The sequence below is a fragment of the Saccharophagus sp. K07 genome, assembly GCF_014336955.1.
Classification (GTDB): Bacteria; Pseudomonadota; Gammaproteobacteria; order Pseudomonadales; family Cellvibrionaceae; genus UBA5868.
Genome location: NZ_QRAI01000002.1, coordinates 431919 through 443806 on the forward strand (window position 1 = coordinate 431919; position 11888 = coordinate 443806).

Annotated in this window: 9 protein-coding genes; 4 read left to right on the forward strand and 5 right to left on the reverse strand. The window is 49.2% G+C overall.

Annotated elements, in window-relative coordinates; genetic code table 11:
- The first annotated feature begins 4 nt into the window (after positions 1 to 4).
- Entirely contained in the window at positions 5 to 2272 is a 2268-nt protein-coding gene (locus DWB84_RS08430) for an EAL domain-containing protein (protein ID WP_187409320.1), read from the forward strand.
- Between the two features lie 104 nt (positions 2273 to 2376).
- Here the strand turns inward: DWB84_RS08430 and DWB84_RS08435 are convergent, their stop codons facing one another.
- The 5 genes from DWB84_RS08435 to DWB84_RS08455 form a co-directional block, all read right to left on the reverse strand.
- Positions 2377 to 2712 (reverse strand): TfoX/Sxy family protein, encoded by a 336-nt coding sequence (locus DWB84_RS08435; protein WP_187409321.1) that lies wholly within the window; start codon positions 2710 to 2712, stop codon positions 2377 to 2379.
- 90 nt (positions 2713 to 2802) lie between these two features.
- Complete coding sequence (locus DWB84_RS08440) at positions 2803 to 3210, reverse strand: hypothetical protein (RefSeq protein WP_187409322.1); 408 nt, start codon at positions 3208 to 3210, stop codon at positions 2803 to 2805.
- A 147-nt stretch (positions 3211 to 3357) separates the two neighbouring features.
- On the reverse strand, positions 3358 to 7269 hold the full coding sequence (locus DWB84_RS08445) for an EAL domain-containing protein (RefSeq protein ID WP_187409323.1): 3912 nt from the start codon (positions 7267 to 7269) through the stop codon (positions 3358 to 3360).
- Positions 7266 to 8570, reverse strand: a complete 1305-nt coding sequence (locus DWB84_RS08450; RefSeq protein WP_187409324.1) for a GGDEF domain-containing protein — start codon at positions 8568 to 8570, stop codon at positions 7266 to 7268. Before DWB84_RS08450 ends, DWB84_RS08445 begins: the two co-directional genes overlap by 4 nt.
- Positions 8571 to 8578: 8 nt before the next feature.
- The gene (locus DWB84_RS08455) at positions 8579 to 9904 is read right to left on the reverse strand and encodes a GGDEF domain-containing protein (RefSeq protein ID WP_187409325.1); all 1326 of its coding nucleotides are present in this window, start codon (positions 9902 to 9904) and stop codon (positions 8579 to 8581) included.
- A gap of 458 nt (positions 9905 to 10362) precedes the next feature.
- Here DWB84_RS08455 and DWB84_RS08460 point away from each other — a divergent pair, with 458 nt between their 5' ends.
- The 3 genes from DWB84_RS08460 to DWB84_RS08470 are packed head-to-tail and all read left to right on the forward strand — an operon-like array spanning position 10363 to position 11761.
- Positions 10363 to 10680 carry a hypothetical protein gene (locus DWB84_RS08460; RefSeq protein WP_187409326.1) on the forward strand — a complete coding sequence of 106 codons (318 nt, stop codon included), beginning with the start codon at positions 10363 to 10365 and terminating at the stop codon, positions 10678 to 10680.
- A complete protein-coding gene (locus DWB84_RS08465; protein WP_187409327.1) occupies positions 10670 to 10852 on the forward strand; it encodes a hypothetical protein in 183 nt (60 codons plus the stop codon). The genes DWB84_RS08460 and DWB84_RS08465 overlap by 11 nt, the downstream gene beginning before the upstream one ends.
- Before the next feature lie 15 nt (positions 10853 to 10867).
- Positions 10868 to 11761, forward strand: coding sequence for a hypothetical protein (locus DWB84_RS08470; protein ID WP_187409328.1), 894 nt, complete (start codon positions 10868 to 10870; stop codon positions 11759 to 11761).
- Positions 11762 to 11888: the final 127 nt, after the last annotated feature.

The following is an 11888-nucleotide window of genomic DNA, read 5'->3' on the forward strand; positions in this document are numbered from 1 at the left end:
TCTCATGAGTGGTAATTTTCCAAAAGATAAAGACCTCTTCGTCTTCAAAGACGAAGGCAAGATGATCCTGATTACCGATACGGGCTCACCTGGCTCCAGCGATACCCAAGACGATGACGATCGCGTGTGGCGGATTCTGATCACCGATGATGAAGAGGAAGTTCATCAGGCGACGCTCTATGCACTGCGCGATACCAAAATTCTGACCCGCAATCTGGAGTTTTACCACGCCTACAACAGCGCCCAGGCGCTGGATATATTGCGCACAGTCCCGGATATTGCCGTGATACTGCTCGATGTCGTAATGGAAACATCGAACGCAGGTCTCGACCTTGTTCCCGTCATTCGCGAACAACTCAAAATGAACGATTTGCGCATTATTTTGCGCACCGGCGAACCGAATCAGGCGCCGGAAATTGACGTCATTCGCGATTACGATATCAACGACTACAAGCTCAAATCCGATCTCACCAAGAAAAAACTCTACGCTTCACTGACGTCGGCGGTGCGTTCGTACAAACAATTGCGCACCATCGAGGACAGTAAAAAAGGTTTGAATATGATCCTGCAGGCCAGCTCGGAATTGCTGACCCAGGAGGGGCTGAACAATTTTGCCCAGGGCGTCATTATTCATATAGCTGCGCTGCTCGGCGTGGCGCCTGAAGGCGTGATTTGTGTGCGTCGACGCGACCAACACGTTGAAGAAGATTTAATGATTATCGCGGCGGCGGGGGATTATTGCTCGCTTATCGACCGGCCCTTGTCGGAAATGAGCGAAAGCATAACATCACGCTTGTTGCGTGAAAGTCTCGATAATCGCTGTAATGTTTTCCATAAAACTGGTGTGGCACTCTATCTCGGCAGTCATACACGCGGCGATATGAGTTGTTATGTGGCCAGCGGAACACCTATTTCCGATGTAGATAAAGGCCTGTTGGAAATTTTCTGTAACAATATCGCGTTGTGCGCTGACAATATCAGTTTCCTGGAAAGCTTAAAGGATTACGCGTTTACCGATACCCTGGTGGGCTTGCCCAACCGCAACGCGCTGGAAGAAGTGATCAACCGTTATATTGATCAAAAATCCGATGTGCCTTATTCGCTGGCGCTGATCGATATAGATAATTTCGCGGAAATCAATGCGGCGCTTGGTCAGGAGTACGGCGATCAATTATTGAAAACAGCGGCGGATCGTTTAAAAGCGCGCTTTTATGAGCCTAATACGGTTGCGCGGGTTGGTGGCGATACTTTTGCTGTTTTCGGCCCTACATCACATGTGCAGAAAAAAGCGCTGTTGCAGCCGTTTGTGAATCCCTTCCAAATTGGCGGCGAATTGCAGTTGTTGTCGATCACTGCAGGCATAGTTCCCTTGACCGAAATTCAAGGCAGAGGCTCTGAGGCGATCAAGGATGCGTCCATTGTCCTTAAGCAGGCGAAGAACCAGAGTCGCGGGCAAGTGGTGATGTTCCACCATAAGATGGTGGACGATGCGCGTTCGCGTTTGCAGATGCTGCGCAATTTGCGCTCTGCATTTGAATTGAATCAGCTGTTTCTGGTATTTCAACCGAAATTGAAACTGAGCGATCTCAGCGTCACAGGATTTGAAGCTTTGATTCGCTGGAAAGACAGTTCCGGTCGATTTGTATCACCCGGGGAATTTATTCCACTGGCGGAACAATCCGGTCTGATTATTCGCATGGGCGAGTGGATTCTGCGCAATGCCATTGCGGAGCTCGCACTGTTGCGTGCGAAAGGCTACATGAATACCAGCATGGCGGTGAATTTATCGGTGGCGCAGTTGGAGCATCCCGATGTACTGGAAATGCTCATGCGCGTCATTGGTGAAAACAATATAGATCCGAGCTTCATCGAGCTGGAAATTACTGAATCCATCGCCATGGGGGATATAGAAGCAAACCTGCGTCGCCTGGAAAAAATACGCGAGATCGGCTTTAAATTGTCCATGGATGACTTTGGTACAGGGTTTTCATCCTTTACCTACCTGCAAAAAATGCCGATCAATTGCTTAAAAATCGATCGCTCATTCGTCAATCGCTCCAACACCAAAAGCGGGCGGGAAATTGTCGAGATGATCGTGCAATTGGGCAAAACCTTGGGTCTGAATGTTATCGCCGAAGGTGTGGAAGAAGAAGTGCAAGGCGTGCTGTTGAAAGAAATGGGCTGCCATGAAGTGCAGGGCTTTTTCTACGCTAAACCGATGGAGCGTGAACAATTGCATCAGTGGCTGGCTGCGCGTAAAGCGAGAGGTTGATGTGAAGTGCTTCGCTTGATCATGCTGTGCTTGCTTTCTCGATAGAAGACAAGCACGTACGTATTTTGCAAAATTAGTTTTAAATCGCGCGGAAGAAATTAGTGTTAATCGCCCTTGGGCGGAAGACTGCGCACAAAATGTTCGCAATGCCGGATCCATTTGTGCAGAGAAGAATCAGAGGTGATGGCTTCGGGTTCTACGTAGACAAATCCTTTTAGGGGTTTGCCGGTGAAGTCCATGATGGAGGTGTACATCTCTTTGAGCGCTCGTTCGTAATGTCTCGGCCCGACGCGAGCCATAAGTCTGCGACCGTTAGTACCGACACACATGTGCCCGTCGACAAGAAACGCCAATCCCCCGAACATCTGCTTTTCTACTACGCCATCATGATTGGAGAAATAGCGGCGAATGCGTTCTGCCAGTTGTTCGTCATAGATCATAACTGCTGGACCCACCGTACACTTGGCGCTTCCGATGCGATTGCTTTGCCCTTTGGTTTAAGTGTAGATGAGCAGATCCCATTTCGCCTGTTATCTGTTTTGGCGAGATTTTGATCGGCCGGCGCGGCTGAGTCTTAAAGCATTGGCTGTACTGGCGTGATAAAAGGGCTTCCAGAAGCTGAATGCCGCATCCAGCGCGGTTTTTTGCAGCTGTAGTTGGTATTGCACCAGGTCCAGGCCCTTCATCTGCGGCCAGGGCTTTATAGCAGCCTGGGTAAGCGCCATCAGGCCCTGAGTAGAAGCACTTGCTTTCTCTTCCACCATGCGCCACAGCTCTTTAGTGTCCGGCGCCTGATTATTCTGCAACCTATAGCTGATCCCGCTAAGGCGGAGGCCAATGGTGAGGCCGGAGGCTACCGCCATTTCCCACCAGCGCAAGCAGTAGATATAACTATTTAACGAGTTTTCAAAAATGCTTAGAGAGTTGCGCATGGCCATAGGGATTCCTCCTGTGAGCCATAAGAGGGAGAGGGCATAGAAACGCGATTAATAGTGCACCAATAAAATGGCAAATGCGAGGAATAAAAACAGCAGCTGGAAGGAATGCAGGCTGATTTATTTGCTAAACCAGCCTCGCAGCAGCACTTATGCAGTTGGTGCTTGTCCGGTGGAGGAGAGCAAAAGAACCGTAGCATTTTCCGGCGACAGAGGTTTGGCGATGAAATAGCCTTGACCGTAATCACAGCCGTAGGATTTCAAAATTTCCATTTGCTGTTGCGTCTCGATGCCCTCGGCGATGATGCGCATGTTGAGGTTGTGGGCGAGCGAAATAGTGGCCCGCACGATTTCGTGAGCGCTGCTCTTGTTTTCTGCCAGAGCGTTGATGAATGAACGATCGATTTTCAGAACCTGCACCGGCAATTTATCGAGATAGGCCAAAGATGAATAACCAGTGCCAAAATCGTCGATGGCCAATTCGATTTTTCGCTCGCGCAAAGATTCGAGAATATCGTCCACCGTTTCGGTATGTTGCAGCAGCGCCGTTTCGGTAATTTCGAATTTGATATTTTCCGTATCTACGCCGCTGTTGATGATAATTTCATCAATGCGATCGAGAAAATCTCTGCGCTCCAGTTGAATGGGCGATAAATTGACGGAAATAACCGGCAGTGGATCAACCTGGTGCTGGGTCTTCCAGATATTCAATTGCTGACAAGCCTGTTCCAGAACCCACAAACCTATATCAAAGATTTGCCCCGAGGCTTCCGCCATGGCAATAAATTTATCCGGTGGAATCATGCCTTTTTGTGGATGGAGCCAGCGAATCAACACTTCGAAGCCGACGATGCGGCACGAGTCGATCGAAATGATGGGTTGATACACCACATGAAATTGTTTGAGTTGCAGAGCCATTTTCAAATCGGTTTCCAATTCGGCTGCCGATAAGGTCTCCTGCAGAATTTTATCGTCGAATTTCTGCCACACGCCGCGACCGCGATCTTTGGCTTTTTGCATGGCGATATTGGCGTTGCGCAGCAGCGAGGATGGCTCATCATAATCGCCGGGTTCTGCAATCACATAACCAATGCTGATGGTGAAGCTCAAGCGAACCTGATCGATCAGGAAGGGATCGCGGAAGGACTGGATGATATTTTCGACCAGTAATTCGATTTCATTGTCGTTTTCGATATTTTCAATCAGCACCGCAAATTCATCGCTGCCCAGGCGAGTGACATGCGCGGTATCCGGACACAATTGCAGCAAGCGTTGGCCCGCGGCAATCAACACCTGGTCACCCAACTGGTGGCCGTAGGTATCGTTGATTTTGCGGAAGCGGTCGCCGCCGGCAAACAGCAGGGCAAAACGGCCACCTTTTAAGGTTTTTTCCAGCTGGAGCAATAACCACGCGCGGTTATAAAGTCCGGTAAGTGAGTCGTGATACGCGATATAGGTCGCCTTGGCTTCGGATTCCTTGCGCTCTTCAATTTCTTTCAAAAGCTCATGGGTGCGCTGGTTGACGCGCTGTTCCAGTTCAGAGTTCAGCAAGCTGACTGCGCGGTTGGCAATTTTGAGTTTGGTTGTTTGTTCGTTGACCAATATTTCCAGCTCGCGTGCTCGTTTGCCACTGACACGCACACGCCACACGCTGAAGCCATAGGTCAGAAACACTAGCAGCGAGATATACATGCCATAGGCCCACCAGGTCTGCCACCAGACGGGTTGTATCTCGATGTTCAAGGTTTTCGCCTTCCCGGCCCAAACGCCGTCATTATTAGCGGCAATCAGTTGGAATTGATATTTTCCCGCTGGCAAATTGCTATACAGCACAGTGCGCTCGTCACCTGTGGTTTCGATCCAGTCTTTATCGCGACCGAGCAGGCGATAGCGATAGCGATTTTTTCCCGGGGCAATCAAATTCGTGGCCGTGAACGATAAGCGAATATCATCGGTATCGCTGGGCAGAATTAGAGTATCCATGTAACGCAGAGATTGCGGCAGCCAGGGCGATTGGCCGGGAATTTGAATTTGGTGATTAAGACTGATACTGGTGAAATGAATTGATGGGGCAAATTCATTGCGTGGTATGTGTTGGGGATCAAAATAACTGAAGCCGCGATTGGTGCCAAAATACAGATGGCCGGAGCGGGTTTTAAAATGGCTGAAACGGTTGAATTGCGCTCCCGCTAAACCGTCCTCTTCGTCGAACACTTCGATTTCTTTACTGATAGGGTCGAAGCGATTCAAACCGTTGCGCGTTGCCAGCCATAAGTAGCCGCGCTCGTCTTGTTCAATGCCCATGACATGCTCGTCAGACAAACCATCTTTGGGCGTGATGCGAATGGCTTCAGAATTCACCGGATTAAAACGGATCAGACCGCGCGAGGTGGCAATCCACAGCAAGCCCACATTATCGCTGTGAAGATCAAAGATGGCGCCGTTTATGGCGAGATTGGCTGTGGTGAATTTTCCGGTTTCGGGTGAATATTTTTCCAGACCGCGATAACCGCCGATCCAAATATCACCATCGGGGGTAAGCAATATATCGTTGATATAGTCGCTGCGCAGGCCGTGGGCAAGATTCTGCTCATCCGGGGGATAATGAATGAACTCGCCGGTTTCGGGATCAAAAATCTGTAAGCCGGAACTGCCAACAGCCAACAGCAAGCGATTGTCTTTATCCACCGCAATGCGAAAAACATGGTTTTCCGCCAGTGTTTGATTTGTCGGGAGCTTGGGATCGCGTAAAAAGTGTTGCACCTTTCCAGTCTCAGGGTCGAGCCGGTTCAGACCTCCCGCCCATGTGCCCAACCAAATAAAACCTTGTGAATCTTCCGCGATGGACAGAATGGAATCAGAGCTGAGGCTGTGTGGATCTGTGGAAGAGTGACGGAAATTCTGGAAAGACTGGCTGCGCGGATCAAAACGATCCACGCCATTGCCATCCGTGCCTATCCAGATAAAACCCTTGCTATCTTCATACAAAGCGGAGAGCTGATTGAAACTGAGCGAATTTTCTGTCTCGAAGCTGTGCTGAAAGGTATGGAATTTTTGCAATTGAGGACTTAAGCGAAAAACGCCGTGATGCCCCGCTGCAAACCACACGGAACCCTTTTGATCATCAAAAATATAAGTGATGGGCGCCGGTGGAAAACGGTATTTATCGTAGGCGGATGGAGCGTAATGGACAAAACTGTCAGTTTCCGGTGCATAGCGAAATACACCGTGTTTATCGCTGCCAATCCAAATATTGTTTTGTTGGTCGCGCGCGATGGACGTGAGGGCGCGGGTCGTAATATCCGAAATGTGTTCTTTCTCTTCCAGGCGATACGGCCGCGCTGTGCGGGTAGCAGGATTAAAGCGGTACAAACCTTCGCGGCTGACGATCCACACATCGCCGTCGCCACCTTCCTGAATGCGCATAAATGGACGGAAGCCAGTGGTGTTGGGCAAATCCAGCCATTTTTCCGCTTGCAGGGTTTGCGTGTCGAACAGCCATAATCCTTCGCTGGTACCTAACCACAATTGGGCGGAATTTTGGCGGCGGATGATACTTTGCACGCTGATGGCAGAATTGGGCTCATTAAAAAATTGCCGTATGACCTGGCCATTATTGGGGTTAAATAAAATCAGACCAAATTGATCGCCGCCAACCCAAATGCGCCCGAGTTCGTCTTCGTAAAGACTGTAAATTTCTTTGTACTGACTGACGTTGTAGCGGGTAAAGGTTTCGCTGATGGCGTTGTAGCGATTGAGGTAGTTACCAGCCGTCCACAAAGTGCCATCGGAATGTACAAGAAATGCATTGGTGTTGGGGGAGCCTATAGTGGCCGGATTTTGCGAATCGTGAGAAAAAGTCTGCAGACTGTAGCCGTCGTAGCGTTTTAAACCGTTATCTGTACCAATCCAGAGAAAGCCTTCCGAATCGCGAATGACGGTGTTCGTATAATCCTGCCGGTAGGCTTTATCCAAATGTAGTGGATAAACGCGCATGCTCGAGTTCGCCAGCGCGAAGTCGGCGCCCAGGAGCAAGGCTGTGACAAAAATCATTCTGATCATAACGGTGCAGTGAATTCCACACGGTTGCGGCCATTTTGTTTGGCCCTCAAAAGTGCCTGGTCGGCACGTCGCACAGCGTCGGCAAAATCTTCATCTTCTCCCACTACGGCAACGCCAATACTCACGCTGATATGTAAATCGTCATCGCCATTGAAGGTGCACTGGGTTGCAAGGCTGCGCAATTTTTCCGCAAAGGTACGCAGACCTTCCAGCGGTTGACGCCGGCAAACCACCATAAATTCTTCGCCGCCCATGCGCGCGAAAATATCTTCTGTGCGTAAATTCATGGCGAGTAGAGAGGTAAAAGCCTTCAGAACCTTATCGCCCATATCGTGGCCGTAGCGGTCGTTCAGGTTTTTGAAATGATCGAGATCCAGTACCAAAACACCCAGTCCACTTAAGGTGCCGAAACGGATTTTTTCTGAGTCGACTCTGCTGCGCAAGCCCGCGCGATTGTAAACGCCGGTGAGAGGGTCGGTATCGGCAAGCGCTTCTAAGTGTTTATTTTGTTCTTCGAGCGCGCGCTGTCTTTCCAATAAAGCCTGGATCGCAGTGCGGTCGCGTTGCCCGGCTCGGTACAGACCGTAAAAACGGATACCGCCTTCAATCAAAAATAGGGTCATCCATAAGGACAATATGATAAGTATCAGTGTTTCGGTATAAATCCATTTGCCAATCAAAGTTATACGCTCGACTATGACTTCGTGTTTGCCTTGCTCAACAAAATCCAACCCGATGGACGTGATGTTGTTTTTTTCCGGTTCTGACCAATGGCGGCGATGTTTGCGCTCCATCAACCACCAGTGGGCAAGAGCAAAATCGCTGAGTTTGAGCAACACAGGCTGATTCGCTTCCGCTGTGGCGAAGGTTGTTTCCATAGGTTGAGTGGTGCTGAGATCGTTGGGGTCGGAATAGGCGGGATTGAAATTGCGCAGATACGCACGAATGCGCGACGCGGGTCCGGTGTATTGCAGTTTGATTTCCATAAAATCATAGGAGGTCAGATCCACTCCACTTCCGACGGGTTCGAGATCCGGTGACGTGCGCCAGCCGCAACCATAGGCGTGCGTGCTTTTGTAATGACAAATCCAGTGATTTTCTTCCTCGTTGACCCAGTAGGCGGATGTTCCTTTTTCTCGGTCGACAAAACCGTACAGTTTGGCAACAAATAAAGGCGCTTTGACTTCCAGAGTTTTGGCTGGCAGAAAATAATGGCCGATAAAAATAATAAGGGTGAGCAGCGATGCCCAGCGGACGCCGATGCGGTAGTAACGTATTGTTTTGCTCTGCGTGAGTTGCATAAAAAATTTTATTCCAACCACTCGTAAACAGCGGTGTTACGGTAGAGCTTGGCTTTGTACAGTGCTTTGTCTCCGCGCTTGAATAAATTATCGAACGATTCATTGTCGGTTGCTTTCACCACACCGATGCTGACGGTAATGGTATTGGCGGGCAGAGCTTTAAATTGATGCGAAGCGGTTTTTTGTCGCAGTTTTTCCGCCAGTGTCGACAATTTTTCCGTGGTTGTCTCCTCAACCAATAAAATAAATTCCTCACCGCCCCAGCGGGCAAATAAATCATGGACGCGAATTTCGCTGCGGATCAGTTCGGCAAACTCGCGCAAAATGGCATCTCCAACATCGTGGCCGTGAGTATCGTTAATGGATTTGAAATGATCTATATCCAGAACGATTAAGCCGGTATGGGAAGGCAACAGACTACCGCCGTGTCTATGGTTGAGCTGCCGCGCTATGCCTGCGCGGTTTAACACGCCTGTAAGTGGATCGGTCAGAGCGCGCGATTGCAGCTGTGCTTGCTCCGCTTCCAACAAATTGGCGTTGTCTTCAAGGCCGAGCAGTTCCTGCTGCTGAGATTGCAAAGCGCTGCGCAAGCGGTAGTAGCGCACAGCGGCTTCTAACAATCCCAAAAAGATCCAGAAAATCAGAATAGTGAGCAGATAGGTTTTGTCGGAGATTCGTTCACCGACCAACTTGATTTCATTGACTCGGATCCGGTGCACGCCGGGTTCCACATTGCCCAGAGCAACCTCCGCGATATGGCCGAACTCCGGACCGGCAATTTGTAATGGTGGATTCTTCGCCATGGTCCACCAATGCTCAACATTGAATTGATTCCAGCGGATCACCACCGGACCGGTTTTTAAATCGTCGGTCCGCAACAAAGCGGCAATAAATTTTTCCGTAATGTCCGGCTTGATGGTGGGGTACAGGGGATTTTTGTCTTGCAGGTACACGTGCAGATACTGCGCCCGCCCTTCGTAGGAAATATCCAAGCTGAGTCCGTCGTAGGCGCTGAAGTCGATGGTGCCGTCTGCGGCGGGTCTGAAGGTCACTTGTTTAAGCGTTTCGCAAGCGTCGGCCGGAGTCTCATTTTGATGTGTGCACTCGCTGAGCGTTTCCCAGGAATAGGTAATGCCGCAATACAGTTGTTTTTCCCGCTCGGGCAATTGGCAGCGCCACTGGGAGTCGTCCAGCCAGGCGTTTTGGGGCGTTTCTCCATCGCTGTTGCTCTGGCCGTAGAGTTTGGCCGTAACGCCGTCCGCCGGGTGTATGACCAGCGTTTTAAGCGGAATAAAAGGCTTTCCCACAATCGCCAGCACTGTGAGTAACGCCATGACGAATCTGATGCTGGTGAATAAACCCGACATACGACCTTATAAGAATGAAATCCACGCACGCAGGACCGAAGAGCCAGGGCGTCGACAACGGCGAGCCCATAGACACGCCTCTACGCTGAAATCCCTGCGCGTAACGATTCACATGCATCTGGCGCCAAACTAAGCGCAGCTATTTAGGGGACAACTTCTAGCGAGTATAGACCAAGGTCAAGCGGCTCGCGGGAGAGTGATGTAGATGCCTGCTCGCCAAATGGCGGCATGAATCCGGATTGATAGCGAAATGAAATAAGTCGGCTGGAGCGGCTATCTGTTGATGCTTCCTCCTATATGGACTATGGAGTCGTCTATTGACTTTACTCGGCTTCTTTTGATCGCTACAGTTCGGCCCTACGCCGGGGCTCGCCCCACAGGATGCCCAGGAATACAAAAGTTTAGGTCAACAAGGAGAAGTCTCTATGCTTCAAGCCAATCGCCTGCACGTCACGGAAGGTCAGCTCACCACCATCGCAGGGGAGACTGCCGGTCGAAAAGTACGCTGCTCCCCACAGGCTCTTCCTGTATATAACTCCCTGGTCGGCCTTGCCCGCAATGGCAATTATTGGGCTCGGCTGATTGTCCAAGGTATTCGCGGCCTTACTTCAGGCCGTCTTCATATGGACAATATTTATGTCAAACAGGAAACCAATATTGCCTATGGTAGAGGGCTGTTTTACGTCGTTTTGCCAGGAGTAAGAGCGACACTAGAGGATCGTGAATTCAGATTTGAATTTTAAAGCAACCGTTAAAACTTCAGCGTTCGGCTTGTCTGCTGCAGGTGCTGCTTTTGGTGTGGCGGGGCTTAGTCTAACAACGTCGGGAGTCGTAGGATTTGCAGGGGCATTGTATTTTGTTGGCACGACCCTTGTGGCAGGAACGAAAACTCTTTCTCCGAAAAAATATAAATAAAGGGGCGCCGGATACATGATGAATGTTCCTTTCAAACTCCGAGAGCCCAAAGGTTTAACTATCCCTAGAGGCCCTAGTTTCCAAAGGGCTCAAGCTGTTTGTAGCAGTATCGCAGGAACTGAGATTCAGTTTAGAGTGCCAAAACACTCGCCTAGACACTCAAACAATAAAGAGGTTTTCCCCGGCAAACGCTATGCATTAGATGAATTGCGATTTTCGTCGAGGTTTAAAGAAGAAGATGTTTTAAGAGGGGTCAAGGATGATTGGGAAGAAATGCTCTTCCTTTACCGTGCATGGGCATTTAATGGGCCTTGGTTTACTGGGACACTGGCGGAATTAAGATTGTCATTGTGGTTAATTAGATCTGTAAATTCCGAGCAGAAGTTTTCTTTGTTTCACCCCAGGGCAATGGAGATGACGATTGGAGATTATTTAACGTCTCTGTACGGGCATCGTTTGAATAAAAGCAGAAATTATATTCAAGAATATATTGCGCCGATTGATTGGCAACCTCTAAATCACTTGCCTATCAATACTGTTAGCTTGTGGGTAAAGTCTCAAGACTTCACTCCGTATCGACGAAATAATCGGATGATATTCTTTCCGGTTGCCGATGATATGTTGGTGTTATTTAGTTTTGATCCAAGCCGTTTAAAAAATGTGCCTGATTCGGAAATGGACAATTGCGTCAGTGCCGAATCAATGTATGATTTGATGGATCAAATCATCAGTAGCATCAAAGTTGAATTGTCTCCAGAAGCGAAAGAACAACAAAAAAAGGCTTTGGAAGGCTTGGTGGATACATCTCTAGTCAAAGAATTTCCGCCCATAAAATGGGATAAGCTCGACGAAAAAACTACGGAAGCTATATTGTTGGAGTCTAAACAGAAAAACATCCAGCAAATGTAGAAATGAAAGGCATCCAATAGGATGCCTTCTTGTATATGCTTTCGGAATACAATGACTCCCAAATAATAAGGATGTAGCAGTGATTTACGTTCCTTTTCAGCTACGAGAATCCAAAACGCTGGTTATT

Bases quoted from the DNA above. Each gene is read 5' to 3' on its own strand.
- DWB84_RS08445 (WP_187409323.1), bottom strand. From the start codon at position 7,269: ATGATCAGAATGATTTTTGTCACAGCCTTGCTCCTGGGCGCCGACTTC.
- DWB84_RS08430 (WP_187409320.1), top strand. From the start codon at position 5: ATGAGTGGTAATTTTCCAAAAGATAAAGACCTCTTCGTCTTCAAAGAC.
- DWB84_RS08450 (WP_187409324.1), bottom strand. From the start codon at position 8,570: ATGCAACTCACGCAGAGCAAAACAATACGTTACTACCGCATCGGCGTC.
- DWB84_RS08470 (WP_187409328.1), top strand. From the start codon at position 10,868: ATGATGAATGTTCCTTTCAAACTCCGAGAGCCCAAAGGTTTAACTATC.
- DWB84_RS08460 (WP_187409326.1), top strand. From the start codon at position 10,363: ATGCTTCAAGCCAATCGCCTGCACGTCACGGAAGGTCAGCTCACCACC.
- DWB84_RS08440 (WP_187409322.1), bottom strand. From the start codon at position 3,210: ATGGCCATGCGCAACTCTCTAAGCATTTTTGAAAACTCGTTAAATAGT.
- DWB84_RS08435 (WP_187409321.1), bottom strand. From the start codon at position 2,712: ATGATCTATGACGAACAACTGGCAGAACGCATTCGCCGCTATTTCTCC.
- DWB84_RS08455 (WP_187409325.1), bottom strand. From the start codon at position 9,904: ATGGCGTTACTCACAGTGCTGGCGATTGTGGGAAAGCCTTTTATTCCG.